26 protein-coding genes are annotated in these 26,849 nt (G+C 68.0%); 11 read left to right on the top strand and 15 right to left on the bottom strand.

The features are described 5' to 3' along the window. Nucleotides 1–26: 26 nt before the first annotated feature. The 3 genes from AC3A6P_RS33450 to AC3A6P_RS33440 are packed head-to-tail and all read right to left on the bottom strand — an operon-like array spanning nt 27 to nt 3,193. Entirely contained in the window at nt 27–1,010 is a 984-nt protein-coding gene (locus AC3A6P_RS33450) for a transketolase family protein (RefSeq protein ID WP_487696696.1), read from the bottom strand. Between the two features lie 3 nt (nt 1,011–1,013). Then, nucleotides 1,014–1,853, bottom strand: coding sequence for a transketolase (locus tag AC3A6P_RS33445; protein WP_487696695.1), 840 nt, complete (start codon nt 1,851–1,853; stop codon nt 1,014–1,016). Next, complete coding sequence (locus AC3A6P_RS33440; protein ID WP_487696694.1) at nt 1,850–3,193, bottom strand: MFS transporter; 1,344 nt, start codon at nt 3,191–3,193, stop codon at nt 1,850–1,852. Before AC3A6P_RS33440 ends, AC3A6P_RS33445 begins: the two co-directional genes overlap by 4 nt. 206 nt (nt 3,194–3,399) lie before the next feature. Between AC3A6P_RS33440 and AC3A6P_RS33435 the strand changes: the two genes are divergently transcribed. The 3 genes from AC3A6P_RS33435 to AC3A6P_RS33425 all read left to right on the top strand — a co-directional run bounded on the left by AC3A6P_RS33435 (nt 3,400) and on the right by AC3A6P_RS33425 (nt 6,429). Next, on the top strand, nt 3,400–4,242 hold the full coding sequence (locus AC3A6P_RS33435) for a sugar phosphate isomerase/epimerase family protein (protein WP_487696693.1): 843 nt from the start codon (nt 3,400–3,402) through the stop codon (nt 4,240–4,242). Nucleotides 4,243–4,251: 9 nt separating this feature from the next. Continuing rightward, a complete protein-coding gene (locus AC3A6P_RS33430) occupies nt 4,252–5,028 on the top strand; it encodes an SDR family NAD(P)-dependent oxidoreductase (RefSeq protein ID WP_487696692.1) in 777 nt (258 codons plus the stop codon). A 111-nt stretch (nt 5,029–5,139) separates the two neighbouring features. Beyond that, nucleotides 5,140–6,429 (top strand): uracil-xanthine permease family protein, encoded by a 1,290-nt coding sequence (locus AC3A6P_RS33425; RefSeq protein ID WP_487696691.1) that lies wholly within the window; start codon nt 5,140–5,142, stop codon nt 6,427–6,429. On the opposite strand, the gene AC3A6P_RS33420 is transcribed toward AC3A6P_RS33425, so the two are convergent. The 3 genes from AC3A6P_RS33420 to AC3A6P_RS33410 all read right to left on the bottom strand — a co-directional run bounded on the left by AC3A6P_RS33420 (nt 6,410) and on the right by AC3A6P_RS33410 (nt 9,571). Beyond that, a complete protein-coding gene (locus AC3A6P_RS33420; protein ID WP_487696690.1) occupies nt 6,410–7,330 on the bottom strand; it encodes a TIGR03619 family F420-dependent LLM class oxidoreductase in 921 nt (306 codons plus the stop codon). The two genes, AC3A6P_RS33425 and AC3A6P_RS33420, sit on opposite strands and share 20 nt — an antisense overlap. Then, nucleotides 7,327–8,169, bottom strand: coding sequence for an SDR family NAD(P)-dependent oxidoreductase (locus AC3A6P_RS33415; RefSeq protein WP_487696689.1), 843 nt, complete (start codon nt 8,167–8,169; stop codon nt 7,327–7,329). Before AC3A6P_RS33415 ends, AC3A6P_RS33420 begins: the two co-directional genes overlap by 4 nt. Nucleotides 8,170–8,269: 100 nt before the next feature. Continuing rightward, on the bottom strand, nt 8,270–9,571 hold the full coding sequence (locus AC3A6P_RS33410; RefSeq protein ID WP_487696688.1) for an MFS transporter: 1,302 nt from the start codon (nt 9,569–9,571) through the stop codon (nt 8,270–8,272). A 245-nt stretch (nt 9,572–9,816) separates the two neighbouring features. Here AC3A6P_RS33410 and AC3A6P_RS33405 point away from each other — a divergent pair, with 245 nt between their 5' ends. The 4 genes from AC3A6P_RS33405 (at nt 9,817) to AC3A6P_RS33390 (ending at nt 14,521) form a co-directional block, all read left to right on the top strand. Then, a complete protein-coding gene (locus tag AC3A6P_RS33405; RefSeq protein ID WP_487696687.1) occupies nt 9,817–11,484 on the top strand; it encodes a class I adenylate-forming enzyme family protein in 1,668 nt (555 codons plus the stop codon). Between the two features lie 64 nt (nt 11,485–11,548). Continuing rightward, on the top strand, nt 11,549–12,127 hold the full coding sequence (locus AC3A6P_RS33400; RefSeq protein ID WP_487696686.1) for a TetR/AcrR family transcriptional regulator: 579 nt from the start codon (nt 11,549–11,551) through the stop codon (nt 12,125–12,127). Continuing rightward, nucleotides 12,124–13,188: a phosphotransferase family protein gene (locus AC3A6P_RS33395; protein ID WP_487696685.1), complete on the top strand. Its 1,065-nt coding sequence runs from the start codon at nt 12,124–12,126 to the stop codon at nt 13,186–13,188. The genes AC3A6P_RS33400 and AC3A6P_RS33395 overlap by 4 nt, the downstream gene beginning before the upstream one ends. Nucleotides 13,189–13,276: 88 nt before the next feature. Further along, complete coding sequence (locus AC3A6P_RS33390; RefSeq protein ID WP_487696684.1) at nt 13,277–14,521, top strand: acyl-CoA dehydrogenase family protein; 1,245 nt, start codon at nt 13,277–13,279, stop codon at nt 14,519–14,521. 6 nt (nt 14,522–14,527) lie between these two features. Here AC3A6P_RS33390 and AC3A6P_RS33385 read toward each other — a convergent pair whose 3' ends face one another. Next, a complete protein-coding gene (locus tag AC3A6P_RS33385; protein ID WP_487696683.1) occupies nt 14,528–16,000 on the bottom strand; it encodes a M28 family peptidase in 1,473 nt (490 codons plus the stop codon). A 23-nt stretch (nt 16,001–16,023) separates the two neighbouring features. Then, nucleotides 16,024–17,523 (bottom strand): M28 family metallopeptidase, encoded by a 1,500-nt coding sequence (locus tag AC3A6P_RS33380; RefSeq protein WP_487696682.1) that lies wholly within the window; start codon nt 17,521–17,523, stop codon nt 16,024–16,026. Between the two features lie 349 nt (nt 17,524–17,872). Here AC3A6P_RS33380 and AC3A6P_RS33375 point away from each other — a divergent pair, with 349 nt between their 5' ends. After that, the gene (locus AC3A6P_RS33375; protein ID WP_487696681.1) at nt 17,873–18,562 is read left to right on the top strand and encodes a slipin family protein; all 690 of its coding nucleotides are present in this window, start codon (nt 17,873–17,875) and stop codon (nt 18,560–18,562) included. On the opposite strand, the gene AC3A6P_RS33370 is transcribed toward AC3A6P_RS33375, so the two are convergent. From AC3A6P_RS33370 to thiO, 6 genes are read right to left on the bottom strand one after another with little or no spacing between them, the layout of a single operon-like run. Beyond that, a complete protein-coding gene (locus AC3A6P_RS33370; RefSeq protein ID WP_487696680.1) occupies nt 18,527–19,285 on the bottom strand; it encodes a DUF2705 family protein in 759 nt (252 codons plus the stop codon). The genes AC3A6P_RS33375 and AC3A6P_RS33370 overlap by 36 nt on opposite strands. Further along, nucleotides 19,282–20,211 carry an ABC transporter ATP-binding protein gene (locus tag AC3A6P_RS33365; protein WP_487696679.1) on the bottom strand — a complete coding sequence of 310 codons (930 nt, stop codon included), beginning with the start codon at nt 20,209–20,211 and terminating at the stop codon, nt 19,282–19,284. Before AC3A6P_RS33365 ends, AC3A6P_RS33370 begins: the two co-directional genes overlap by 4 nt. Next, nucleotides 20,208–20,993: an SGNH/GDSL hydrolase family protein gene (locus tag AC3A6P_RS33360; protein WP_487696741.1), complete on the bottom strand. Its 786-nt coding sequence runs from the start codon at nt 20,991–20,993 to the stop codon at nt 20,208–20,210. The genes AC3A6P_RS33365 and AC3A6P_RS33360 overlap by 4 nt, the downstream gene beginning before the upstream one ends. Nucleotides 20,994–20,997: 4 nt before the next feature. After that, entirely contained in the window at nt 20,998–21,765 is a 768-nt protein-coding gene (gene thiG / locus AC3A6P_RS33355) for a thiazole synthase (protein WP_487696678.1), read from the bottom strand. 1 nt (nt 21,766) lies between these two features. Beyond that, entirely contained in the window at nt 21,767–21,964 is a 198-nt protein-coding gene (thiS, locus tag AC3A6P_RS33350; protein WP_487696677.1) for a sulfur carrier protein ThiS, read from the bottom strand. Further along, entirely contained in the window at nt 21,961–22,983 is a 1,023-nt protein-coding gene (thiO, locus tag AC3A6P_RS33345) for a glycine oxidase ThiO (RefSeq protein ID WP_487696676.1), read from the bottom strand. Before thiO ends, thiS begins: the two co-directional genes overlap by 4 nt. A 127-nt stretch (nt 22,984–23,110) precedes the next feature. Between thiO and thiE the strand changes: the two genes are divergently transcribed. Further along, a complete protein-coding gene (thiE, locus tag AC3A6P_RS33340) occupies nt 23,111–23,797 on the top strand; it encodes a thiamine phosphate synthase (protein ID WP_487696675.1) in 687 nt (228 codons plus the stop codon). A 126-nt stretch (nt 23,798–23,923) separates the two neighbouring features. On the opposite strand, the gene AC3A6P_RS33335 is transcribed toward thiE, so the two are convergent. Beyond that, nucleotides 23,924–24,424, bottom strand: coding sequence for an NUDIX hydrolase (locus AC3A6P_RS33335; RefSeq protein WP_487696674.1), 501 nt, complete (start codon nt 24,422–24,424; stop codon nt 23,924–23,926). Between the two features lie 140 nt (nt 24,425–24,564). Between AC3A6P_RS33335 and glnX the strand changes: the two genes are divergently transcribed. Further along, a complete protein-coding gene (gene glnX, locus AC3A6P_RS33330; RefSeq protein ID WP_487696673.1) occupies nt 24,565–25,884 on the top strand; it encodes a protein kinase G-activating protein GlnX in 1,320 nt (439 codons plus the stop codon). After that, complete coding sequence (locus AC3A6P_RS33325; RefSeq protein WP_487696672.1) at nt 25,881–26,846, top strand: glutamate ABC transporter substrate-binding protein; 966 nt, start codon at nt 25,881–25,883, stop codon at nt 26,844–26,846. Before glnX ends, AC3A6P_RS33325 begins: the two co-directional genes overlap by 4 nt. Nucleotides 26,847–26,849: the final 3 nt, after the last annotated feature.

The following is a 26,849-nucleotide window of genomic DNA, read 5'->3' as shown; positions in this document are numbered from 1 at the left end:
GCTGTCAACACTTGTTTGTCAACAGACTACAGGCGGTCGAGCACGGTGGCGACGACTCGCGCCGTCGACAGGCCGTACCGTTCGTGCAGCGTGGGCAGAGCGCCAGCGGCGAGGAACTCGTCAGGCAACGCGACCGGGACCACCTGCTTGCCCAGACCGCGGCGCACCACCTCGGAGGCGACGGTCTCGAACAACCCGCCCACCACGGTGTGGTTTTCGCACGTCACCACCAGGCGGTCCGTATTCACCTGTTGCAGCACGGTTTCGGCGTCGAACGGCTTGATGGTCGGGGTGTGCACGACGGCCACGTCGACGTTGTGCGCGGCCAGTTCCGCGGCGGCCTGCAACGCTCGCATCGTCATCAGACCGCTGGAGATCAGCACGACATCGTTGCCGCCGCGCAGCACCTTGGCCTTGCCGAGCTCGAAGGTGTAGTCGTACTCGTCGAGCACCGTCGGGACCTGCCCACGCAACAGCCGCAGGTAGGTGGGGCCCGGGCTGGCCGCCAGCTGCGGCACCGCCTGCTCGATGTCCACCGAATCGCACGGGTCGACGATCGTCAGCCCCGGAACACCGCGGAAGATGGCGATGTCCTCGGTGGCCTGATGCGACGGCCCGTACCCCGTGGTGAGACCGGGCAGTCCGCCGATGATGTTGACGTTGAGGCCCGGCTCGGCGATGTCGAGGCAGATGAAATCGTAGGCGCGCCGCGCCGCGAACACCGAGTAGGTGGAGGCGAACGGCACCAGGCCGGTTTCGGCCATTCCCGCCGCGGCGCCGAACAGCAGCTGCTCGGCCATGCCCATCTGGAAGAAGCGCTCCGGGAACGCTTTTGCGAAGATGTGCATATCGGTGTACTTGCCCAGATCAGCGGTCAGGCCGACGATCCGGGGGTCGGCCTCGGCGGCCTGGACCATCGCGTGCCCGAACGGCGCGGGAGTGGTCTTCTGCCCCGGATCGGCGAATGACGCGATCATGGCCGACGTGCGGAGCTTGGTGGGGGAACTCATGGTTCAGACTCCTTCATATCCGGCTGTCAGCTGTTCGCGGCAGATCGCCCACTCGTGTTCCTCGATGCGCATGAAGTGCGCCTTCTCGCGGTTCTCGAGCAGCGGCACTCCGCGGCCGATCTTGGTGTTGCACAGGATGACTGCGGGCTTGTCAGCGTCCCGGATCGCGTCGAACGCAGCCAAGAGCGCGTCGACGTCGTTGCCGTCGACGCGTTCGACGTGCCAGCCGCAGGCGGCCCACTTGTCGGTGACCGGTTCGGTGCGCAGTACGCCGACGGTGGGTCCGTCGGCCTGCAACGCGTTGATGTCCACCATCGCAATGAGATTCGAGAGCTTGTGGTGCGACGCACCCATGGCGGCCTCCCACGTCGAGCCTTCGTCGAGCTCACCGTCGGACAGGAAGTTGATGACGCGGGCAGCCGAACCCTGGTGACGCAGGCCCAGTGCCATGCCGACGGCCACGGTCAGACCGTGCCCCAGCGAGCCACCGGAGATCTCCATGCCCGGGGTGTAGCTGGCCATCCCGGACATCGGCAGCCGCGAATCGTCGGACCCGTAGGTCTCCAACTCCGAGACGCTGATGATGCCGGCTTCGGCCAGGGCAGCGTAGAGACCGATGGCGTAGTGCCCGGTGGACAACAGGAACCGGTCCCGGCCCGCCCAGTGCGGATCGTCTGCGCGGTAATTCAATTCGTGTGCATAGACCGCGGCCAGCATGTCGGCGGCGCCGAGCGCCTGACCCACGTAGCCCTGACCCTGGACCTCGCCCATGTTGAGTGCGTAGTGACGGATGCGGTAGGCCGCCTCCCGGACTTTCTGGGAGGTGCTGATCACGGCGGTCATGCGATCGCCGACTGCGCTGAGGGCGTGCGGGCCTCGGCCTCGGCGGCCAGCTGACGCTCACGCGGACCCCAGGTCTCGCGGGTCAGCAGCGCGGCCACCAAACCGATCGCGGCGTAAGCGCTGAACAGCAGCGCCGGGCCGACCCAGCCGAAGCCTTCGTAGAGCAGAGTGGTGATGAACGGGGTGAAACCGGAGACCATGGCCGAGATCTGGTAGGCCAGCGACGCTCCCGAGGTGCGGGTGTTGGCGTTGAACAGTTCGGGGAACCAGGCGCCCTGAGCGCCGGCCAGCGCGTTCTGGCAGACACCGTAGGCGATGACGAACGTGGCGATGATCAAGAACATCAGCCCGGTGTTGACCAACAGGAACATCACCACACCGAACGGGATGCCGAACGCGCAGACCCCGATGTAGACAGGGCGTCGTCCCATCCGGTCGGTCAGGGCCGCCCAGCCGAGTGTGGCGAAGATACCCAGGGCGGACGCGATGCACAGCGCGGTCAGGGTCTGGGTGGCCGTGGCCACACCGGTGCTCTTGAGGTAGGAGATCATGTAGGTGATCGACACGGCGTAGCCGGCGGTCTCGGCGATACGAAGGCCGATGCCGCGCAGGATGTTTCGCCAGTCTGTCTTGAACACCTCGACAATGGGGGCCCGCACGATGGTGCCGGACTCCTTGACCTCTTCGAACACCGGCGACTCGGGCACCTTGGCCCGGATGATCAGCCCGACGATCACCAGGATGATGCTGGCCAGGAACGGCACGCGCCAGGCCCAGTCACCACCGAGGTGCACGCTGAACAGGAAGACCAGGTTGGCCAACAACAGGCCGACCGGGAAACCGGCCTGCACGATGCCGGTGTAGCGGCCCTTCTCTTTCCACGGCGCGTGTTCGTAGCTCATCAGGATGGCGCCACCCCACTCCGCGCCGAAGGCCAGGCCCTGGATGACGCGGACGGTGACGAGCAGGATCGGCGCAAGGATGCCGACACTCTCGTAAGTGGGCAGCAGACCGATCGCGAAGGTGGCCAGGCCCATCAGGATCAGCGACGCGACCAGCACCGGCTTGCGACCGACCTTGTCGCCGAGGTGCCCGCCGATGACACCTCCGAGGGGCCGGGCAAGGAACCCGACGCCCAGTGTCGCGAAGGCGGCCAGCGTTCCGGCAACCGGGCTCGCGCCCGGGAAGAAGGCCGTACCGAAGTACAGTGCGGCGGCGGTGCCGAAGCCGATGAAGTCGTAGGTCTCGATGACGGCGCCGACGCCGGAACCGACAGCGACCCGCTTGGCTTCCGGTGTGCCTCGCACCGGGCCCCGCATTTTCAGAGCGTCATCGCTCATGGGAGTCATCCTCTCAAATCCTGCTCTACCTGGGCAATCACGATCACTGTTGACGGTCAACAGTGCGCTGTGCCACCAGTGTGACCCCGGGCACACGTCATTGTCAACAGTCAACATCAAGTGACTGGTATCAGTTGACTGTTAACAGTCGAACGACGTAATGTGGCTGCCATCACAACCCCGCACTACGTTTTTGAGGTCTTCCGATGCCCACAGCCGCAGCCCACGAGTTTCACAGCCGTCTCGGCTGCTCGACGATCAGCTTCCGGCACCAGGATCTCGCAACGGCTCTGGCCACCATCGCCGGCCTGGGCTTCACCGAGATCGATCTGGGCGCCCTGCCCGGTGTCTGCGACCACGTGCCCTATGTGCTCGACGAGGCCGCGGTGGCCGAGGTCGCGGCGACCGTCGCCGCCTCCGGGCTTCGAGTCCGTTCCATCAACGGGGACATCGGCGACCTGAACAGGCCGCCGACCGAGCAGGCCCGCGCCGACCGTCAGCGCCATCTCGACATGCTCGTCGAACTCGCCGCCGCCACCGGCTCACGTGCCCTCGTCCTGCCCTGCGGTGCGCTGGACCACGATCCGGTCGACTCGCTGGCCGCCGACCTCGACCTCGTCGCCGCCGAGCTCACCGCCGCGGCGCGCACCGCCACCGACAGAGGCGTCGAACTGTGGACGGAATCGCTGCACTACCACCGTCTCTGCTGCGATATCGATCGCGCACAACACCTTTCCGACCGATTACCCGAAGAGGTCGGCATCGTCATGGACTTCAGCCACATCGTGGCATCCGCTGGTGACCCCGGCGAGTTCGTCCGGCGCTTCGGCCCCCGCATCACGCATGTGCACATCCGCGACGCGGTGGCAGGCAACATCAACCTCTCGGTCGGCAACGGCCAAGTGGACTTCGGGTTCGGGCTCAAGGCGCTGGCACACGCCGGGTACGCCGGCCACTTCTCTCTGGAGCTCGAAACCCGCGACATCACCCACGACGAACGTCCCGCGGCCGCCGCCCGGGCCGGCCGCTTCATCACCGAACTGATCTGAAGGAGAAACATGTCCAACACCATCCAGCGCACCGCAGTCATCACCGGCGCCACCTCCGAGAAGGGCATCGGCGTCACCGTGGCGCAGCGGTATGCCCGTGAAGGCTGGGCCGTGGTGATCCTCGATCTGGACGGCGAGAAGTCCGCCAAGGTCGCCGCCGAGATCGGCAACCAGTTCACCGTTCCGGCCTTCGGCCACGCGGTGGACGTCACCTCCGAGGAGTCGGTGGCCGCGGCCGCAGCCGCCGTCGCCGCCGAGGTGGCCTCGGGCAACCTGCCGCCGGTCGGCGCACTGGCCAACATCGCGGGCATCACCTCCCCGGTTCCGTTCCTGGAGACCACCCTCGAGCTGTGGAACAAGGTCATGGCCGTCAACGCCACCGGCACCTACCTGGTGACCAAGGCGTTCCTGCCGGCCATGATCGAGCAGGGCTGGGGCCGCATCGTGAACATGAGCTCGGTATCCGCGCAGCGCGGCGGCGGCGTCTTCGGCAAGGTGCCCTACTCCTCGGCCAAGGCCGCCATCCTCGGGTTCACCAAGGCGCTGGCCCGCGAGGTCGCCGACACCGGCGTCACCGTCAACGCCGTCACCCCCGGCGCGGTGGACACCAACATCCGCGTCGGCTCCACCGACGAGCAGGAGGCCGCGCTGGCCGCGGCGATCCCGGTGGGCCGCACGGCCACCACCGAGGAGATCGCCGCCTGCATCACCTTCCTGTCCAGCGAGGATGCCAGCTACCTGACCGGCACCACGATGGACATCAACGGCGGCAGCCACATGCACTGACCATCGAGATTCACTCCAGGGCGGGATTTCGGCGTGATTCCCGCCCTGTGGTGAATCTCGATGGCGGGGGTTCGGTGTGCAGCGCGGCGCCCGGTGGTGTCTCATCTACGGATGATTCCGCTGACCTGGAAGCCGGTCGCCAGTACCACCGACCCGAGTTTCGTCGTCGCTCCCGATGAGCGGTTGAGCTGGCCGAGGACCATCGGCATCGGCGCCCAGCATGTGGTGGCGATGTTCGGTGCGACGTTCCTGGTGCCGGTGCTGACCGGTTTCCCACCGGCGACGACGCTGCTGTTCTCCGGGATCGGGACGCTGCTGTTCCTGATCATCACCGGCAACCGGTTGCCGAGCTATCTGGGTTCGAGTTTCTCGGTGATCGCACCGGTGACGGCAGCCACCGCGGCCGCCGGCACCGGCAGCGCGCTCGGCGGGCTGATCGCCGTCGGAGTACTGCTGATCATCATCGGCGCGGTGGTGCACCTGGCCGGCACACACTGGATCGACGTCACCCTGCCGCCGATCGTCACCGGCGCCATCGTCGCGCTGATCGGTTTCAACCTGGCGCCGGCCGCCAAGAACAATTTCGTCGAAGGCCCGCTGGTCGGGTTCGTCACGTTGGTCCTGCTGGTTGCCGCGCTCGCCTTCTTCCGCGGATTGATCGGGCGCCTGGCGATCTTCCTGGCCGTGGTGATCGGCTACCTGCTGGCCTTGGCGATGGGTGACGTCGACACCTCCGGAATCGCGTCGGCCGCCTGGATCGGCCTGCCGGAATTCCAGGCGCCGACGTTCTCCCTCGCGGTGCTGCCGATGTTCCTGCCCGCGGTGATCGCGCTGGTGGCCGAGAACATCGGCCATGTGAAGTCCGTCGGCCAGATGACCGGAACCGATGTCGACCCGCTCACCGGCCGCGCGCTGGCCGCCGACGGTATCGCGACCGTATTGGCCGGTGCCGGTGGCGGATCGGCCACCACCACCTACGCCGAGAACATCGGCGTGATGGCCGCGACCCGGGTGTACTCGACGGCGGCGTACTGGGTGGCCGGTGTGGCCGCGATCCTGTTGGCGTTGTGCCCCAAGGTGGGCGCCACCATCTCGGCGATCCCGCCGGGTGTGCTCGGCGGCGCGACGATCGTGTTGTACGGACTGGTGGGTGTGCTCGGCATCCGGATCTGGCTGACCAACCACGTCGACTTCTCGCTGCCCATCAACCAGATGACCGCGGCCATCGCCTTGATCATCGGGATCGCCGACTTCACCTGGCAGATCGGCGATCTCACCTTCACCGGCATCGCCCTGGGCTCGATCGCCGCGCTGCTGGTCTACCACGGGATGCGGGGCCTCGGCGCCCTGCGGGGCCAGCCGCGGCACACCCCCGCGCCGCCTACGGAACCTTTGGTTTGATGTCGTCGATGACCCACTGGGCATAGTCGAGGTACTCGTCGACGTCGCGGACCCGCGGAATGAGGACCGCACTCATGGTGACGCCGGCCGCGTGCAGCCGGCCGAGCTCGTCGATGATCGCCTCGGCGCTCATGTCGGCGCGGGTCGCCGGATCATCCTGCGCCACATGTCCTTCACCGATCAGCGACGTGCCGACACCGTAGACCACCTCGAAGTCGCGACCGTCGTAGTGGGGGTCGGACTTGATGAAGTCGACCCGTGCGGCGATGTCCTCCGGCGCGGTCAGGAACGGGATCCACCCGGTGGCGAACCGGGCCGCCCGGCGCAGCGCGGCGTCGGCGTCGCCGCCGATCCAGATCGGGACGTGGGGTTTCTGCACGGGTTTGGGGTCGAAAGCCACATCGTGGAAAGAAACGAACTCACCGTCGAAGCTCGGCGCTTCGCTGGTCCACAGTTCGATGATGGCAGCCAGGTATTCGTCACACATCCGGCCGCGCTTCTCGAAGGGCACCCCGAGGAGGTCGAATTCGTCACGCAGCCAACCCACCCCGAAGGTGGCGATGATCCGGCCGCTGCTGAGCCAGTCTGCCGTCGCCAGCGCTTTGGCGGTGATCACGGGATGCTGCAGCGGTAGCAGTGTCACGCAGGAAGCCAGCCGGATCCGCTCCGTGGCTCCCGCCAGGTACGCCTGCGCCGTGATCGAGTGCAGCCAGTGCGATCCGGACAACTCGATGTGCGTACGAGGCATCAGGAAGTGCTCGGGAATGGCGACCATGTCGTATCCCAGCTCCTCGGCGCGTTTGGCCATGCGCGTCTGATCCGCGCCTGTCACCGCGAGTTCCCACTGCTGGGTCATCGCCGAAAGCTCCATCAGGTGAGGCAGATTGAACCCGAATTTCACAACTCCTCCTCCGTGTTGGTGAGCAGACCGTCCCAATGACAGGCGGTGAGCGCCGACGACGCCTCCCACAGGCGCCGCGCGGCCTCGGGGTGGCGCACCTTGGCGCGCAGCGCGGTGACCCGGGGCCGGCCCCACTGGTTGAAGCGGGGCGCCAGATAGGTTCCGCTGGGTAGATCGGTGAACACGGCCTCCACAGACGCCCGCGCGCCTTGTTCAGCGGTCTGCAGCCACGGCGCCCTCTTGTCCGCGAAGTACTCCCCGGACCACTGCGTCAGCCCACCGCTGTCTCGGGTGATGTCGGTCTGGGCGGCACCCGGATCCGTGATGTAGGTGCGGACACCGCGGCGGGCAAGCTCGTGGGCGAACAGCATTTCGGCGAGCTTGGACTGCGCGTAGGCCGCCCATCTCGAATAAGGGCGGGACTGCCAGTTCAGGTCATCGAGGTGCAGGCGCGCGAAGCGGTGCAACGCACTACCCACGACGATCACCCGGTCGGTGATGCGGTCGGCGAGCAAGACCGTCAGCGCGAAATGCCCCAGGTGATTGGTGCCCATATGGGCCTCGAACCCGTCCACGGTGCGCGTCAGTGGCAGGGCGAAGACGCCGGCGTTGTTGACCAGCACATCGACATCGGAGACCGAGGCGGCGAACCGGCGGACACTCTCGAGGTCGGCCAGGTCGAGGTGGCGCACCTCGACGTGTCTACCGATCTCAGCGGCCGCCCGCTGCGCCTTGGCCACGGTCCGGCTGGCGATCAGCACGTCGTGTCCGGCAGCGGCGAGGGCCGCGGCGGTCGCCTTTCCGACCCCGCTGCTACCCCCGGTCACGATGATGCGCATGTCGGCACCTTCGTTCTGCGATGAACGCGCCCTCATGCCGTCCTAGCACTTATGCGCGGGCCACACGGCGGTTCTGCAGAGGTGGGGTACCCCGGAGGTCTCAGGCCGTCGTCTGCAGGTGCCTCGGACGGACGGTCAGCACGGTGACGAGGCCGACGAGCGCAAGCGCGATGACGAAGAAGGCGGGCGCCAGGATGTTGCCGGTGCGCTCCACCAGCCACACCGCGGCATACGGCGCGGTTCCACCTGCCAGGATCACCCCGAGGTTCCAACCCATCGCAACACCGGTGTAGCGGGACTTCTGGTCGAACAGCTGAGGCAGCAATGTGTAGGCGCCCACCTGTGCGGCAACCGAATTCATCATCAGCACGATGTAGGCGAGCGCGGCGACGAACAAGCTGACGTGCATGACGCCCATCAACGGGTAGGTCAGCACGATGAATCCGACGAAGCCCAGTGCGAGGAGCCGGGTCAGGCCGATCCGGTCACCGAGCATCCCACCGAGGGGCATGGCCAGCGCCGAGAGCCCGAGTGCGAGCGTGGTGACCCACAGCACCGAGGACGCCTCGTAGCCCAACTGCTTGCCCAGGTGGATCGCCATGTAAGTGAGGCCGATATAGGCGGTGCCGTTGACCGCGGCGCTGAATGCGGTGGCCTGCAACAAGGCTCGGGGTTGTTTACGGAAGAGCAACCCCACCGGCAGGTGTTCCTTGGCCTTGGACTCCGAGATGTCGTGGGTTTCGGTGACCCGGGTCCTGGCCCACAGGCAGAACAGGGTCAACGGGAACGCAAGCAGGAACGGGATCCGCCAGCCCCACGATTCCATCTGCGCGTCGGTGGTCAGGGCGGTCACGGCTCCGGCGACGCCGGCCGCCATCGCGAAACCACCCGTCGAGCCGAGCGGGGTGAACGCGCCGTAGGTCGCTTTGCGGTGCGCCGGAGCCGATTCCGAGATGAACGTGGCGGACCCGCCCACCTCACCGCCGGCCGAGAAACCCTGGAGCAGACGCACGATCACGAGAAGGACGGTGGCCCAGATGCCGACCTGCGCCGGTGTCGGCAACAGGCCCATGGCGGTGCTTCCGATGCCCATGCAGACCAGGGTCGCCATCAAGGCCTTCTTGCGGCCGAACCGGTCACCGATGTGGCCGAACACGATGCCGCCCAGCGGGCGGATCAGGTAGGCGGTGCCGAACACCGCCAGCGCCGACAGCAGCGAGGTCACCGGGTCGTCGCTCGGGAAGAACATCGGCGCGATGACCACTGCCATGAAGCCGTAGAGACTGAAGTCGTAGTACTCGATGAGCGTGCCGACGCCGCCTGCCAGCGCCGCTCGGCGGGCTCGCTGACGGTGCTGCTGCACCGCGAGTGGAGGATGCACGTCTGTCTCTGGTGTAACCATGTGGCGCTCCGTACTTTCCGGAATCCCTGTGATCCAAGTCATGCTCTGGTCAGCCGCCATCCTGTAAGCCGATCGAACGTTTGTCAACACTCGACTTGCATAATCGGACCAACATGGTCTTGAACTGCGGAAAAGCGTAATAACCAGGCTCATTGACAAACGATCGTTCGGTTGAGAGCATCGGCTGAGAGCTGAGTCTCGACAGCGGTACGTTGTGACACAGGCAACCCGGCGAGGAGGAAGCTGTGCAGCTGGACCGAGTGGCGGCACCCTGGACGCCGCTGTATCCCGCCGGGGTGTCCCCCGAATTGGCCGCCGATCACGCCACCCTGCTGGACGCCTGGGACACGCACCTGCGGGTGCGACCCGACGCTGCCGCCGTGCACTACTTCGACGCGACACTCACCTTCGCCGAGGTGAACGCCGCCGCTGACCGGTTGGCCTGCGCCCTGCGCGCCAACGGTGTGCAGCCTGGTGACCGGCTGGCCGTCTACCTGCAGAACGACCCGCAATGGTTGGTGGCGCTGCTGGCGGCATGGAAATCGGGCGCGGTCCCGGTGGCCGTCAACCCCATGCTGCGCGCCAAGGAACTCCTGCACATCCTCGCCGACTCCGGAGCCACGGCCCTGGTCTGCCTGGACAGCCTCTACGCCCAGGTGCGCGATATCGCTGCCGACACCGCCCTGCACACCGTCGTCACCACCCATCCGCTCGACATGACGCCTGCCGCCGGAATGCCCGCGGCCGTCGCAGCGAGTGTGCCTGCCCGCCAATCCTTTTCCGGCACCCTGGACTGGCACGAGGTGATGACCTCCTCGGCTGCGGTGGCACCGCCGGCGCCGCGGCCGCGCGCCGGCGATGTCGGCGCGCTGGTGTACACCTCGGGCACCACCGGACGGCAGAAGGGCGCGATGAATCTGCAGAGCGCCATGATGCACAGTTCGACGGTGTATTGCCGCTGGTGGGACCTCCAACCCGACCGCGATGTGATCGTCGGACTGGCTCCGGTCTTCCACATCACCGGGCTCATCGCCGGTCTGGGGGTGCACATCGTCAGCGGCGCCCCGGTGGTGTTGATGCACCGGTTCGACGCCGAGGAAACACTCTCGGCGATCGAGAGGTGGCGTGGCACCTTCATGATCGGGGCCAGCACAGCATTTATCGCGCTGACCAATCATCCTGCGCTGTCCCGGTTCGACGTGTCGTCGTTGACCAAGACACCTTCCGGCGGCGCACCCGTGAGCCAGGCCCTGATCAACCGCGTGCACGCGGCGGCGGGTTGGACGTTGCGGGGCGCCTACGGCATGACCGAGACCACCTCGCCCACCCATCTGGGTCCCGTCGACGTGGACCCGCCCACCGATCCCGAATCCGGTGCCACCGCCGTGGGTGTGCCCGTCCCGGGCGCACGGGTGCGGATCGTCGATCTCGACGACGGCCACGACCTACCGCCCGGCGAGACCGGGGAAATCGTGGTGTCCGGCCCGATGGTGATTCCCGGATACTGGCAGCTACCGCAGGAGTCAGCACACGCTGTCCGGGACGGCTGGCTGCACACCGGCGACATCGGCAGGATGACCGGCGACGGATGGCTGTTCGTCGTCGACCGGCTCAAGGACCTGATCAACGCCGGTGGATACAAGGTCTTCCCTCGTGATGTCGAGGACGTCCTCTACGAACACCCGGCCGTCCTGGAAGCGTCGGTGGTGGGTGTGCCGGATGACTACCGGGGCGAGACGGTCCGAGCCTTCGTGTCGCTGGTCCGCGGCGCCAGCGCGACGCCCGAGGAACTGATCGACTTCTGCCGGGACCGGATGGCGGCCTACAAGTACCCGCGGTCGATCGTCATCCTCGACGAGCTACCCAAGAACGCCGCCGGCAAACTGCTGAAACGAGAGCTTCGACATGCCTGATGTGGTCACCGAGATCAGCCAGAGGCGCACTCCCCCGGCGCGTCCGGTCCGTACTGTGAGGCCGGTGAGCGGGAACGGAAGCCAGACCATCATCGCCGCGGCAGTGGACAACTTCCAGGCGCGCGGCTACCACGGCACGTCCATCCGTGACATCGCCCGCGACGCCGGGATGACACCGGCCTCGATCTATCACCACTTCCCCTCGAAACAGCACATCCTCCAACACATCATGGAGGCGGTGATGAAAGAGGTGATCGCCCGGACGAATGCGGCACTCATCCGCGCGGGCAACACGCCCACCGAACAACTCGACGCGCTGATGCGGGCGTGGGCGCTGTTCCACACGCAGCGCCGCGCCGAGGCACTGATCGGTGCCTCCGAGATCCGCAGCCTCGACGACGTCGGGCACCGGATCGTCGTCGCACTGCGCGACCAGCAGGAGCAGATGTTCCGCGAGATCATCGACCGCGGTGTCGCCGAGGGCAGCTTCACCACTCCCTACCCGCGGGAAGCGGCCCGGGCGATCATCAACATGGGGTACTCGATCGCCAGCTGGTACCGCCCGGACGGCAGCCTCTCACCCGACGAGATGGCCGAACGTTACGCCGCGCTGGTGTTGGGAACCGTTGGGGCACAACCGTGAACCAGACCACCGCGCAGAGCGGACAGTCGCTGGACCCCGGCGTATCCGCACGGGTTCGGGACTGGCTTGCCGGCCGGGAACCCGTGGGCGGCGAACTCCGAACCCGGCTGATCGCCGGTGGCCGCTCCAACCCCACCTACGAGCTCACCGACGGGCAGCGGTACTGGATCCTGCGCCGCCCACCCGTGGGGCACGTCCTGCCCACCGCCCATGACATGGGACGTGAATACCGGGCCATGACAGCACTGTTCGGCAGTGCGGTCCCCGTCCCGAGAACCGTGGGCCTGTGCCAGGACCCCGCGCTGATGGGCGCGCCGTTCTACGTGATGGACAAACTCGACGGCATCACGTTGCGCACCGCCGACGACACCCGGCTGCTCACCCCTGCACAGCGTGCCGCACTCTCCGACAACGCGATCCGGACATTGGCCGCCCTGCATGACATCGAGCCATCCGCCGTCGGCCTCGGCGACTGGGGACGGCCCGACGGATACCTCGAACGCCAACTCCGGCGCTGGCTCAGACAGTGGGAAGCGTCGGCCACCGCGCCCCGCGGCGAAGTCGACGAGCTGCACACCCGGTTGGAAGCCGCCCTGCCGACCACCCGCTTGCCTGGAATTGTCCACGGCGACTTCAAGATCGACAACCTGATGGTGGACCAGGACGACCCGACACGGATTCTGGGTCTGCTGGACTGGGAGATGTCGACTCTCGGTGACACTCTCACCGACCTCGGGATACTGTGCTCGTTCTGGGACCAGGACGGCGAGTTCCACAACCCCATCACCGCAGGCGCCACCGCCCTGCCCGGGTTCCCCACCCGCGACCAGCTGGTCCACACCTACCTGACGGCTCGCAACATCGACGTCGCCGACATCGACTGGTATCTGGTGTTCGCGGATTTCAAGGTGGCGGTGATCCTCGAGGGTATTCATGCCCGGCACCTGCAGGGGCACACCGAAGGTGAGGATTTCGAGGGTGTGGGGGCCATGGTGGGCCCGCTGCTGAACCGCGCCCTGGAACGCGCCTCGAGCTCAGGAATTCCCGGCCTCGCCGGTTGACCCGCCTGCACCCTCGACCCCACCGGCCGGCCCTGCGAAACCGGCTGGGACGTGCGGCGGCAGCCGCTACCCCTACGAAGGGAGTTCCATGACCACGACACCGGTCTTACCGCCCGAAACCGACTCCGAGACACTGGATCTGCGGCCGTCGGCGCGAGCGCGGCAGCTGCGGGCGGAGCTGGTGGATTTCATGCACACCCACGTCTTCCCCGCCGAACACACCTACGAGCAGTACCGCCGCACCGCCGGGCCGGATGACCACGCCCTGCCACCGGTGGTCGAAGACCTGAAGAAGGAAGCACGCGCGCGCGGACTGTGGAACCTGTTCCTGCCCGCCGAATCCGGGATCGGTCAACTGGACTACGCCGGCCTCGCCGAAGTCACCGGCTGGAGCCTGCATCTGGCGCCTGAGGCCACCAACGGCCAGGCACCCGACACCGGGAACATGGAGTTGCTGCACCTGTTCGGCACCGACGAGCAGAAAACCCGGTGGCTGCAGCCCCTGCTGGACGGCGAGATCCGCTCGGCGTTCTCGATGACCGAGATCGCCGTGGCCAGTTCGGATGCCACCAACATCGAGACACGGATCGAACGCGACGGCGACCACTACGTCATCAACGGCCGGAAATGGTGGACCAGCGGTGCCGCTGACCCGCGCTGCCGGCTCCTGATCGTCATGGGGAAAACGGATCCGTCGGCCGCGCCGCACCGACAGCAGTCCATGGTGCTCGTACCGATGGACACCCCCGGCGTCACGGTGGTGCGCGACGTGCCGGTGTTCGGCAGGCACGACCAGCACGGTCACTGCGAGGTGCTCTACCAGGATGTCCGAGTCCCGGTCCGCAACATCCTCGGGGAGGAAGGCGCCGGATTCGCGGTGGCACAGGCCCGTCTGGGACCGGGCCGCATCCACCACTGCATGCGCGCGCTCGGCGCGGCGGAACGGGCGCTGGCGCTGATGAGCACACGCGCGACCTCGCGGGTGGCGTTCGGCAAACCCCTGTCTGATCAAGGCACCGTGCAACAGCAGATCGCCGAGTCACGTATCGCGATCGACCAGGCGCGGTTGCTGTGCCAGCACGCGGCGAAGATCATCGACGAACGCGGGAACAAGGCGGCCGCACAGTACATCTCCGCGGCGAAAGTGTCGGTTCCGCGCGTCGCCCTCGACGTCATCGACCGGGCGATCCAGGTCCACGGCGGTGCCGGAGTCAGCGATGACGTCCCCCTGGCCGCCATGTACGGCTGGCACCGGTCGATGCGCATCTTCGACGGCCCGGACGAAGTGCATCTGCGCTCGATCGCCAAAGCCGAACTGCGCAAGCACGGTTGAGCTCCGTCACGGTCCCATCGCGGGGCGGTGGCGCTTGTCCCGCCCCGGTACCCCGTTGGGCCCGTCGATCGACATCGCATACGTTCCGACAGCGAACGCCACCGCAGACCCCATGATGGCCAGCGCGTCCCGGTTCACCGCCTTGACGGTGTCGCGGGCACTGTGATGATTCGGGTCGAACGGCGCACCGGCTTTGCCGCCCCACAGCCGGGCCTGGACATTGGTCTTCTGCTGCGGGCCGCCGGTGGTGGCGCCGCCGATCGGGATGCCGGCGGTGAGAAACGGGTTGTGATCGGAGTCGGCGGCCAGCGGCATGTCGGCCGGGCGTTTACCGGCCAGGTTCAGATGGCCGGCCAGCGTGCGTTCGATACCCGCCGAGCCGATAGGCACATCCTCGGGGTCGACATCGGCTGCGGGCGAGCCGGATTGGTCACCGTCATAGGTGAAATAGCCGGCATTGGGCGAACCGAGCATGTCGAAGTTGAGGTACAGCGCGATGTCGTTGAGGTCGTCGCGGCCCAACCCGAAGACGTAATCCACTGATCCGGCCAGCCGCTTCTCCTCGGCACCCCAGAACGCGAAGCGCACCGCGTTGGTGACCGACGGCTCGGCACCCATCTGCAGGGCCGTCTCCAGCACCGCCGCCACACCGGATCCGTTGTCGTTGAGGCCCGGCCCCTGCGGCACGCTGTCCAGGTGGGCGCCGACCATCACCACATCACGCGTCGAGCCGGTCTTGGTCTGCGCCAACACATTCCGCGATGTCACCTTGACGGTTCTGCCGTCGAGCACCACCCGCGCCGGGCCGGTCGCTCGACGCAGCGCCGCTCCACCGTCAGTGCCGATGACCGCCACCGGGATGGTCAGCTGTTCGTAGTACCCGGGTTCGAAAAGCCCTGGCGGGCTGCCATTTCGGCCGCCGGCACTGACCACCACCAAGGCCGCCGCGCCCTTGGCGGCGGCGGCCTTCTGTTTGGCGACCACCGAGCAGCCGGTGTCGTCGACGACGGCCACACCACCCTTGGCGACCACACCGGGATAATCGGGGGCGGCGCAGCCGGGGCTGCGGGTCGGCTTGATGACGGCTCCGCTGAGCCCGCCTGCCGGTGTCTGCAGCAGCAGCGATGCCTGGTCGACCCGGAAGGTGCGCCCGCCGACGCTGACCACCGGTTTACCGGGATTCAGCGTCTCCAGCCGGTCGAACTCCGTGGACTGGACGTCGAACCCCTTGTCCTGCAACACCTTGGCCACGTAGTCGGCGCTGGCGGCGAAACCCGGGGAACCGTCGGCGCGGTTACCGCCGTGGGCGTCGGCGATCTCCTGCAGCTTCTGCAGGTGCACGTCCATGCCCTCGATCGTGACCTTCTCCGGCAGCTCACCGGCCAGGTCGGCAGCCGGTTCGGGCGTCGGCTCGGTGTCCCTGGGCGCACACCCCGCCAGTACCGCAACCGCCACCAGCACCGCACTTGCACGCCTCACCCGCCCAGGTTAGCGGTCCGCCATCAGGACCGGGTGATCTCGTGCCGAGTGCGATCATCACGAATCGGCATACCGTTGCGTCCGGTCTGATCCTGCGCGTAGAGGCCGACGGTGTAGCCGACGCCGGCTCCGTGGATTCCCAGCGCGGTCTGGTCGATGTTGTCGATGTCGTCCGCCGGCTTGTGGTAATTGGGGTCGTACGGCTCACCCGCTTGACCACCCCACTCCTGTTCCTGGGCTTCGGTCTTGTCACCTTCACCGCCGGAGAACAGTCCGCCGGCCGGGATCCCGGCGAAGGTGAAGGCGTCGTAGTCCGAGCGGCCGTCGAAGAAGGTGTCTTCGGCCGGCATGCCTGCCGAGTCCAGATAGGCCGCCAGGGTCCGTTCGATCCCCGCCGATCCTTCGGGGACCCGCGCCGGCACCTGATCGCGCTGGAACGGTGTCGACTGGTCGCCGTCGTAGGTGAAGTAGCCCGGGTTCGGTGAGCCCACCATGTCGAAGTTGAGGTACATCGAGATGTCCTTGAGTTGATCCTCGTTGAGTGACTCCACATAGCGCTGCGAGCCCACCAGGCCGATCTCCTCGGCACCCCAGAACGCGAAGCGCACCGCGTTGCGTACCTCCGGGGCCCCGCCGAGCTGCAGGGCGGTTTCCAGCACTGCCGCCACTCCGGAACCGTTGTCGTTGATGCCCGGGCCCTCGGGAACGCTGTCGAGGTGTGCCCCCGCCATCACGACATCCTGGGTGGAGCCCGTGGTGGTCTGCGCGATGACATTGCGGGTGGTCAGCTCGAGCATGCTGGCGTTGACCTGAAGGGTCACCTCACCGGGCTGCGCGCGAAGCTGTGCACCGTCGGCCTTGCTGACGCTGACCACCGGGATCTTGACCTTGGTGTCCTCGCCGAGGGTGCCTCCCATCCGACGTTCGTCGACGTTGTCGGCGATGACGACACCTGCCGCGCCCCGGTCGGCAGCCACGGCCGCCTTCTCGGAGAACGGGCAGTGGCCGCGGTCCACGAGCACGATGGCACCCGAGACCGGTAGACCGTCGTAGTCCTGGGGTGTGCAGCCGGGGGTGTCCTCGGCGCGGGCGGGCACCAACGGCGCCGTCACCCCTGATTCGGCGGTACCGGTGCTGTATTCGAGGGCCCGGGCCTCGAATTGGGCGCCATTCAGGCGAACGGTGCCGGGTTCGGACCGGAACACCCGGACGTCGAACTCCGGTGTCTGGACATCGAAGCCCTTGGCCCGTAGTTCCTCGGCGACGTAATCGACACTGGCGTCATACCCGGGCGTTCCGGCCGCGCGGTTGCCGTCGTTGGCGTCGGCGATCTCCTGGAGCTTGCGCAGGTGTCCCATCAGGGCGTCGGCGGTGACATCCTGCTGCAACGCCGCCGCGAACTCGACCGCCTCGGGTAGCGCGCCGGAGGTGGCAGGAGCCGGCTGCGGCGCCTCCGCCTCCCTGCTGCAGCCGGCGAGTGCCAAAACCAGCAACATGACTGCGGCAAGTGTCCTGCGGCCCATTGGCTCCAATGTACTGATGCGTTAATGCGTTGCAGTTTCCTGACCCGGACTGGCACTGTGTTCTGCGGCGCTGAGCCGGTGGCGGGCGAAGCGGGGTACCGCGCAGTTTCCGTGAGTTGCGCCGGCGCCGACGGTACGGTCTGGAAAACCTGAGGTTCGAGTCCTCTTCAACCCTTCCTGATGCCGCCCCCGGGATTCCGGGTGCGCCGGTCTTGCGGAGCGTGGCTGCCCGTTCAGAGCCGCGGTTCCCCACCGGCGTATCCGCCCGGCGGCGGTATCCCCGTGCTCATGCGATGCCACAACCGAATACGACAGACCGCGACGTATGCACCAGGGAAAGGAGGTTCGCATGTCTGTCTCGATCGTCAACCGCCTGACCATTACCGTGGGTCAGAGCGCTCTGATCTACCGCAACGGGACACTGCAGCGTGTCCTCCGCCCGGGCACGCACTGGATCGTCGGCAACACCACCACCGCGGTGGTCGAGATGCGTGAGCGCCTGGTGGCGCTGGCCCCGCAGGACGTGCTGACCGCGGACGCGGTGTCGCTGCGTATCACGATGGCGCTGCGCATCGCGGTCGCCGATCCGGTGGCGTACACCGAGACGGCCGCGGACCCGGTGTCTGCGGTGTACCTGGCTGCCCAGATCGCGCTGCGGGACACCGTCTCCGCCGTCACCGCCGAGGACGTGGTGCAGCGCAACCACCGGGTGGACGCCGAGGCGATCCTGAGCGCGGCCAGGACCGCCGGTGCACGCGTCGGTATCGAGGTGCGCGAGGTGTTCGTCAAGGACGTCATCGTGCCCGCCGAAATACGATCGGCGGCAATGGAACTGGTGACGGCCAAGGCGCGCGGTGCCGCGCAGCTGGAGACGGCGCGTGCGGAGACCGCGGCGCTTCGGGCACTGGCCAACGCGGGCCGGCTGTTGGATGCGCATCCGGCGCTGGCGCAGCTGCGGCTGGTCCAGGCGATGCCGTACGGCTCGCGGGTGGTGTTGTCCGTGTCAGGCGTCGCGCCGGTTGACGACGACGAGAGCTGAGACGAACAGCACAGCGGTGACGGCGGCGAAGTACACCAGTCCGCCCTCCGGACCCCAGCGCATGTCGTAACCCGGGTAGAGCCAGTCCACTCCGATGAACGTGTACGCGTTCTGAAAGGGCAGGTATGGCCCTACCCGGGGCCCGGTGCCCGGCAGCAGCCCGAGCACGGTTTCGATCACCATCGGCCACAGCAGCAGGATCGCGACGGTGCCCGGTGCAGCGCGGACCAAGGCGCCGACGGCGACACCGAGAACCGCCGCCACCGCCGCGTACACCGCGAAAGCGCCGGCGGTACCCCACGGCCGCGCACCGGCCGGTGACAGCGCCTCGGTGGTCAACGGCGGCGCCAGCATTCCGGCGACGAGCACCGTGAGCAGCACCATCACCACCGTCGCAACCGCCGCCGCCGCCGCGCTCACCAGTGCTTTGGCGACGAGCACCAGGGAACGGTTCGGGACGGCCAGGAAGGTGGTCCTGATCATCTGCGTGCGGAACTCGGCGGTGATCGTCATGGATGCCACCACCATCAGCACGGGCACCGCGATCAGCGCCACCCCCAGCGCAGCCTCCTGCGGCGTCATCGCCGACATGCCGCGGGAGGACGCCTGCAGCGCCGCCAGGCCCACACTGACCGCGGCCGCGGCGGCGACCGCCAGCAGCGGGGCCCGGGTGCTGAACAGTTTGACGCGTTCGGCGGCCAGCGCCGAAACCACCTGGGTCATGACGCCGACCGGAAATCGGTGACCGCGTCGGTGAGCTCCAGATACGCCTCCTCCAGTGACGCGCGCTGCGGGCTCAGCTCGTGAAGCGTGATGCCGTTGCGCGCGGCCAGCTCTCCGATCACCTCGGCGGAGACGCCCGTGACAGACAAGGCATCGGCGTGCTCGACCACATCGATCGCGGCATCGGCCAGCGCCGAGTGAAGCCGCTCCAGGTGCGGGCTGCGCACCCGGACGACATCACCTCGGGACCGGGCCACAAAATCGTCGACCGATGTGGCCGCGACCAACCGGCCCCGCCCGATCACCACCAGCCGGTCGGCGGTGTTGGCCATTTCGGCGAGCAGGTGACTGGACACCAACACCGTGCGTCCCTCGGCGGCCAGGTCCCGCATCAGGGTGCGCACCCAGCGGATGCCTTCGGGATCGAGACCGTTGACGGGTTCGTCGAACATCAGCACGGGAGGATCACCCAGCAGCGCCACGGCGATGCCCATCCGCTGGCTCATACCCAACGACAGCGACCCCGCCTTTTTCGAGGCCACCTCCTGCAACCCGACGATGCCCAGAACTTCGTCGACCCGGGTGATCGGGATGCGGTTGGAGGCGGCGATCCAGCACAGATGTGCACGCACCGACCTGCTCGGGTGCACATTGCGGGCATCGAGCAGCGCGCCCACCGTCCGCAACGGATCGTCGAGGTCGCGATACCGGCACCCGGCGATGGTGGCCGAACCCGACGTGGGTTGGTCCAGGCCGAGGATCAGTCGCATGGTGGTGGACTTGCCCGCCCCGTTCGGCCCGAGAAAGCCGGTGACCACACCCGGTTCGACGGTGCAGGTCAGATCGTCGACCGCGCGAGTGGCGCGATTACCACGGCCGAACACCTTGGTGAGCCCAGTGAGTTCGATCCTCGCGCGTTCGATCACTGCGGCGACCTTACGCGGCTCACCACCATCTCCGCGACCGCCGCCATACCGGCGGCATTGGGATGGAACGGGGCGGGGCCACCCAGGCCGGGCAGAGGGACGGGCACCCGTGCACCCACCGTCCACGGTATCGCTGACCAGGCGTGATGGCTCGAACTGGCGTCGGCGACGGGGAGTACTTCGCAGCCCGTCTCCGCAGCGGCGGCCGCCGTGATTTCCTGCAGTCGGGCGGCCAGATACCGGCCCAGGTCGGCCTCGGGCGGGGTCAGCGGTTTCGCCGGCCTGCCGGCCGGCGGCAGCAGCGTCAGGTACTCGACGAACAGCACGCGGGCCTCGGGTGCCCGCAGGCGCACGGCCCGGCCGACCGCCCGCATGGACACATCGAGCTCCCGCAAGGGCTGCTCCCGGGTCTCGGGATCGAGCAGCTGCTGCAGCCGGGGACCCAGCAGCGGCAGTCGCCGCAGCACGCGCGGCAGGCCGGCGGCCATCAAGGCGGGCACATAGCCGATGTCGTTGCCGCCGACGGTGATGGTGACCAGCGTTTCGTCCCCGCGCAGCGCCTCCAGCTGCGGCCGCGCACCGTGTTGGGGTTCGTCCAGGAGGTTGGCCGTGGTGGCACCCGAGTACGTGACGTCGGTCAGCTCGAGCTGCAGTGCGTGCGCGGCCAGGTGCGCGTAGTTGCGTTCCGAGCGCCCGGCCCGGCGCGGCGAACCCGGCACCCGGGGCGCGATTCCGGGGCCCGCCGCCATGGACGAGCCCAGCGCGACGTAGCGCCCCCTCACCACGTCAGGAGCTGACCGCGCCGGTGGGACTGGATGCCTGGGCCCAGAACCGCTTCGGAATCCGGCCGGCGTGCCGCGCCAGATAGCCGGCGGTGACAGCCGCCGCCATGGCGGCGGCCATCGCCGGTGGATCGGCGGCGCGCGTCACCGCGCTCGCCAGAAGCACGGCATCACAACCCAATTCCATCGCCAGCGCCGCATCCGAGGCGGTGCCGATGCCGGCGTCGAGGATCACCGGTACACCGGCTTGGGCCACGATCATCTCGATGTTGTGCGGGTTGGCGATACCCAGGCCGGTGCCTATCGGCGATCCCAGCGGCATCACCGCAGCGCAACCGGTGTCCTCCAGCCGCCGGGCCAGCACCGGGTCGTCGGTGGTGTACGGCAGAACCGTGAAGCCGTCGTCCACCAATTGCTCGGCGGCACGGACCAATTCGACGGCATCGGGAAGCAGGGTGCGTTCGTCGGCGATGACCTCCAGCTTCACCCAGTCGGTGCCGAGGGCTTCCCGGGCGAGCTGCGCGGTGAGCACGGCTTCGGCGGCACCACGGCATCCGGCGGTGTTGGGCAGCGCGGTGATGTTCAGTTTCTCGAGCAGCGCGAGCACACCGGTGCCCTCGGCGGCGTCCACCCGGCGCATCGCGACCGTGGTCAGCTCGGTCCCCGAGGCGATCAGCGCCTCCTCGAGCACCGACTGGTTGGCCGCACCGCCGGTGCCCAGAATCAGCCTGGAGCCGAAGCTGCGCCCGGCAATGGTCAGCATGTTCGTCATCTCAGCCACCTTGCACCGCTGTCACTACCTCCACCCGCGCCCCTTCGGAAAGTATTGTGTCCCAACGCGACCGCGGGAGCACCGCCCACTCGACGGCCACCGCGATGCCCTTCTCCGGGATCCCGAGCCGCACCAGCAGGTCGGCGACCGTGGTCTGCTCGTCGACCTGCACCTCTTCGTCGTTCACCGTGATCTTCATGAGCGATCCAGCACCACACTTCCCACCGCCGCCAGCTCCGCACTGATCTTCTCCACAGTCCACGGCGCAAGCAGGAATCCCGATCTGCCATGACCGGCGGCCACCAGCGTGCGCTCGTCGAGACGCCCGACCAGCGGCAGGTTGTCCGGCGTCATCGGCCGTAGTCCCGCCGCACATTCGGCGAGCTCGTACTCCCCCAGCGCGGGCATCACCGCGCACGCGTCGTCGAGCAGTTCCCGCACCCCGGTGACCGTGGGACTGGTGTCGCGGCCGTGTTCGTATTGGGTGGCGCCGACGACGACACCCTCGCCGCGCGGCACCAGGTACACCTGCCGGCCGCGTACCCGCGCACGGATCACCCGCTGGGGCACCGGCAGGCACCCCTTGCGCCAATGCAGCCGCAGCACTTCACCTTTCACCGGCCGGATCGGCAGGCCCGGCCACAACGCGGGCGCGTCGATACCGTTGGCGATCACCGTCGTCTCGGCGTCCACGTCCGACAGTGTGGTGACCGGCCCGGCGAATTGCACACCGAGCCGCTCGCACTGCGCGGCCAGCGCGTCGACCACGGCGCGGTTGTCGACCGCCAGTTCGGTGCTCGCCCGGAAACCGTGCCGGATTCCCTGTCCCAGCAGGGGCTCGATATCGCGTGCGCTGGTGGTGAACTCGACGGGGTGGCCCTGCCCGGACAGCCATTCGCCGACGGTGCGCAGGTCGGCGGCATCGGCTCGGTCGACGGCCACCACCAGGGATTCCCGCGCCGTCACCACGCCGGGGGGTAACCCGTCGAGGAAGGACCCGGGCCCCTCGGCGCGCCACAGCGCCAACGATTCCAGCCCGATCCGCAGCAGTTCCTCTTCGCCGGGCCAGCCCTCGCTGTGCGGAGCGAGCATGCCGCCGGCCACCCACGACGCGCCGGGGGTAGCGGTGCGATGCACCCGCACCGACCAGCCGTCCTGGGCTGCCCGGCGGGCTACCGACAGCCCGATCACGCCTCCGCCGATGACTGCCAGCTGCATGCTTCCTAGCTCCCTATCGCCGGCATGACCCGGATCAGGTGTGACGGTAAGGGCCGTGTCGTGTGCCCACTCTCAGTCCCGCGACCGGGACTCCCGTGTATCAGGCCCTCCACAGTACTCTCGCCGCATGGTTGAACAGCCCCAAGCCGATCGGCTTCCGCTGGACCGGCTGGCGAGCGCGCGGCTCTATCTGTGCACCGACGCCCGGCGCGAACGCGGTGACCTGGCCGAGTTCGTCGACGCCGCCCTGGCGGGCGGCGTCGACATCATCCAGCTCCGCGACAAGGGCTCGGCCGGTGAACGGCAGTTCGGCCCCTTGGAGGCCCTGCAGGAACTGCAGGCCCTCCAGATCCTGGCCGATGCGGCCCTGCGTCACGGGGCACTGATCGCCGTCAACGACCGTGCCGACGTCGCCCGGGCAGCCAACGCCGACGTGCTGCACCTGGGCCAGGACGACCTGCCGGTGCTCGTGGCACGCGACATCATCGGAGCGCGTCCGCTCATCGGCCGCTCCACCCACGATCGGGCGCAGGTCGATCACGCCCTCAATGAAGAGATCGACTACTTCTGTGTGGGACCGTGCTGGCCGACGCCGACGAAGCCGGGCCGGGCGGCGCCCGGCCTGGATCTGGTGCGGCACGCCGCGCAGACCGGCACCGACCGGGCCTGGTTCGCCATCGGTGGTATCGACGAGCAACGGCTGCCCGAGGTGGTGGAGGCCGGTGCCCGGCGGGTGGTCGTGGTACGCGCGATCACCGGCGCCGACGACCCGGAAGCCGCGGCCCGTCGCCTGCGTGCCGGGATTCCGGACTGAAGGGGACACCGGCCGGTCGACGAGCCCGAGGCACGAGGGCGAAAGAGGGCCGGCCGCCAAGGACACCGGCCGGTCGACGAGCCCGAGGCACGAGGGCGAAAGAGGGCCGGCCGCCGGGACACCGGTCTAAGTAGTGGGTCGCTGACCGGTTGAGATCACGCCCAGATCTCTGAGGATCCCCAGGAGCTTCTGCCAGCTGGCGGCAAACCCCGGGTGCAGCGGCAACGTGGCCACCTCGTCGACGGGGACCCAGCGCAACTCCGAGCTCTCCCGGTTGGGCACGGTGTCCAGCATCGACGGGGCATCGGCGATCACGGTGGTGTAGGACCATCCCGGCACTTCGGCGGTGACGACGCTGGTGCGCACCACCAGCACGTCGGCGGTCAGCCCGGCTTCTTCCTCGGCTTCCCGGACGGCGGCCTGTTCGGGGGTTTCATGACTGTCGCGCGCGCCGCCGGGCAGCGCCCAGGTGCCGCCCTGGTGACTCCATGGGGCGCGGTGCTGGAGGAGCACGGCGGTGGATCCGTCGGGCTGCGGGGCGCGTAACAGGAGTCCCGCCGCGCCGTGCCGGCCCCAGAAATGTGCACCCGTGTCCGACACCACCCAACCGTCGCCATCGCCATGCACGCGCTCAACAATAAGCGCACGAGTTCGTCACGCGTGGGCTCGTCGATCTCGCCCCACGCGTCACACAGATGCTCTTAGAATTCGCTTATACAGTTGGCAAGAGTCCGGACAAGCGCGAGCGGGAAACGAGGTCCGCCCAGGTGACGGTTGAGTTGGCGCACCCGTCGACGGAGCCGCTGGCATCCCGGTCGCCCGCCGAGCCCGCCCATCCCCGGTGGTGGTTCCTGTGGACCACACCCGGTCGCATCTTGGCGATCGGGGTGATTCTGGCCACGCTCGGCGTGATCAGCGCGTTTGCCACATCGACCACCATCGACCACCGTCAGCAGCAGCTCACCACCGTGCTCGACCACACCGAGCCGCTGGCGTTCGCCGCCGGACAGCTCTACACCACCCTGTCGGTGGCCGACGCCGCCGCGGCCACCGCCTTCATCGCCGGCGCCGAACCCCGGCCGGTGCGGCAACGCTACGAACAGGCCATCACCGACGCCGCGATCGCGCTGACCCAGGCCTCCAGCGGACTGACCGACCAGCCGATGCAAGAGCTGCTCGGCAAGATCAACGCCGAGCTGGCCGTCTACACCGGGCTCATCGAGACGGCGCGCACCAACAACCGCGCGGGCAATCCGGTCGGCTCGTCGTATCTGTCGGAGGCCTCGTCGCTCATGCAGGAGACCATCCTGCCCAGCGCCCAACGGCTCTACGAGGTGACCTCGGCGCGCGTCGACCAGGAGACCACGGCGTCCACCCGCATCCCGGCACCGGTGATCCTGGTCGTCGGCGCCACCATCCTCTTCGGCGCCTTCGCCCACCGCTGGCTGGCCCGCCGCACCCGGCGCCGGGTCAACATCGGACTGATCGCCGGCGGGCTGGCCATCCTGATCATGGTCGTCTGGGTGGGGACCGCGCTGACGATCTCGACCGCGGGCAGCCGCAGCGCCAAGAACACCGCGGCGGAATCGTTGAAGACCATCACTACGCTGGCGATCACCGCCCAGCAGGCCCGCGCCGACGAAACGTTGTCGCTGATCCGCCGCGGTGACGAAGATGTCCGCAAGCAGTCCTACTACCAACGCATCGACACCATGCAGCAGCAGCTCGCCGAGTACCTCCAACGAGAGGACGCGATCGACAAGTCCGATCTGGCCAACGCCGACGAACTACTGGCCAAGTGGCGGTCGGCCGATGAGCGGATCAACGCCTACATCTCGGTGGGCAATTACCAGGCGGCCACACAGGTGGCGCTCGGAACCGGTGAGGACGACTCGACCCCGGCCTTCGACAAGCTCGAAGAGGCGCTGGCAGGCGGAATCCGCGAGAGCCGCAACCAGCTGCGCAACGACATCGGCAACGCTCGCCGGGTGCTCTCCGGGGCCACCGTCGGCGGGGTGGTGCTCTCACTGGGGGCGGCGGTTGCGGTGGCCCTCGGAATCTGGCCCCGGCTCAGCGAGTACCGATGACGAGGCGGTTGGCGGCCGCGATGGCCGCGCTGATGGTCCTGCTCACCGGGTGCGCGCAGACGGTCCCGCCGACACCGGCCCCGGTGCTGACCTTGCCGCCGCCGACACCCGCCGGTATGGAGGAGATGGCGCCCGAAGCTCCCGGCCCGCCCGACACCGACGACGAGGACTGCGACCGCACCGCCAGTCTGCGGCCGTTCTCCAGCCGCTCCGAAGCCCAGGATGCCGTCGCGAACATCCGCAACCGCGGCAGGCTCATCGTCGGGCTCGACATCGGCAGCAATCTGTTCTCGTTCCGCGATCCGATCTCCGGTGAGATCACCGGATTCGACGTGGACATCGCCGGCGAAGTGGCCCGCGACATCTTCGGCACCCCATCACAGGTGGAGTACCGCATCCTGTCGTCGGCCGACCGGATCAGCGCGCTGCAGAACAATGAAGTGGACATCGTGGTCAAGACCATGAGCATCACCTGCGAGCGGAAAGAGCTGGTGAACTTCTCGACGGTGTATCTCAATGCCTATCAACGCATTCTGGCCCCGCGCGACTCGGCGATCACGCAGGCCTCCGATCTGCCCGGCAAGCGGGTCTGCGCCGCCAAGGGCACCACATCGCTGGAGCGGGTCCGCCAGATCACCCCGGCGCCCATCATCGTGACCGTGGTGACCTGGGCCGACTGCCTGGTGGCGCTGCAGCAGCGCCAGGTCGACGCGGTGTCCACCGACGACTCGATCCTGGCCGGGCTGGTGTCGCAGGACCCGTATCTGCACATCGTCGGCCCGAACATGAACCAGGAGCCGTACGGTATCGGGATCAACCTGCAGAACGAGGGGCTGGTGCGGTTCGTCAACGGTACGCTGGAACGTATCCGTCGGGACGGCACGTGGAATACGTTGTACCGCAAGTGGTTGACAGTGCTCGGTCCGCCGCCGGCCCCACCCAGCGCCCGGTATGTGGATTAGGTG

The organism is Mycobacterium sp. Soil_C_30 (assembly GCF_057656995.1).
The sequence above is the reverse complement of the archived record's forward strand: the minus strand, read 5'-3'. Positions and strand labels throughout refer to the sequence as shown.

What these genes read in the sequence shown, in the direction of transcription:
- AC3A6P_RS33450 (WP_487696696.1), bottom strand. Translation starts at nt 1,010, where the DNA reads ATGAGTTCCCCCACCAAGCTCCGCACGTCGGCCATGATCGCGTCATTC.
- AC3A6P_RS33445 (WP_487696695.1), bottom strand. Translation starts at nt 1,853, where the DNA reads ATGACCGCCGTGATCAGCACCTCCCAGAAAGTCCGGGAGGCGGCCTAC.
- AC3A6P_RS33440 (WP_487696694.1), bottom strand. Translation starts at nt 3,193, where the DNA reads ATGAGCGATGACGCTCTGAAAATGCGGGGCCCGGTGCGAGGCACACCG.
- AC3A6P_RS33435 (WP_487696693.1), top strand. Translation starts at nt 3,400, where the DNA reads ATGCCCACAGCCGCAGCCCACGAGTTTCACAGCCGTCTCGGCTGCTCG.
- AC3A6P_RS33430 (WP_487696692.1), top strand. Translation starts at nt 4,252, where the DNA reads ATGTCCAACACCATCCAGCGCACCGCAGTCATCACCGGCGCCACCTCC.
- AC3A6P_RS33425 (WP_487696691.1), top strand. Translation starts at nt 5,140, where the DNA reads ATGATTCCGCTGACCTGGAAGCCGGTCGCCAGTACCACCGACCCGAGT.
- AC3A6P_RS33415 (WP_487696689.1), bottom strand. Translation starts at nt 8,169, where the DNA reads ATGCGCATCATCGTGACCGGGGGTAGCAGCGGGGTCGGAAAGGCGACC.
- AC3A6P_RS33410 (WP_487696688.1), bottom strand. Translation starts at nt 9,571, where the DNA reads ATGGTTACACCAGAGACAGACGTGCATCCTCCACTCGCGGTGCAGCAG.
- AC3A6P_RS33390 (WP_487696684.1), top strand. Translation starts at nt 13,277, where the DNA reads ATGACCACGACACCGGTCTTACCGCCCGAAACCGACTCCGAGACACTG.
- AC3A6P_RS33380 (WP_487696682.1), bottom strand. Translation starts at nt 17,523, where the DNA reads ATGGGCCGCAGGACACTTGCCGCAGTCATGTTGCTGGTTTTGGCACTC.
- AC3A6P_RS33375 (WP_487696681.1), top strand. Translation starts at nt 17,873, where the DNA reads ATGTCTGTCTCGATCGTCAACCGCCTGACCATTACCGTGGGTCAGAGC.
- AC3A6P_RS33370 (WP_487696680.1), bottom strand. Translation starts at nt 19,285, where the DNA reads ATGACCCAGGTGGTTTCGGCGCTGGCCGCCGAACGCGTCAAACTGTTC.
- thiG (WP_487696678.1), bottom strand. Translation starts at nt 21,765, where the DNA reads ATGACGAACATGCTGACCATTGCCGGGCGCAGCTTCGGCTCCAGGCTG.
- thiS (WP_487696677.1), bottom strand. Translation starts at nt 21,964, where the DNA reads ATGAAGATCACGGTGAACGACGAAGAGGTGCAGGTCGACGAGCAGACC.
- thiO (WP_487696676.1), bottom strand. Translation starts at nt 22,983, where the DNA reads ATGCAGCTGGCAGTCATCGGCGGAGGCGTGATCGGGCTGTCGGTAGCC.
- thiE (WP_487696675.1), top strand. Translation starts at nt 23,111, where the DNA reads ATGGTTGAACAGCCCCAAGCCGATCGGCTTCCGCTGGACCGGCTGGCG.
- AC3A6P_RS33325 (WP_487696672.1), top strand. Translation starts at nt 25,881, where the DNA reads ATGACGAGGCGGTTGGCGGCCGCGATGGCCGCGCTGATGGTCCTGCTC.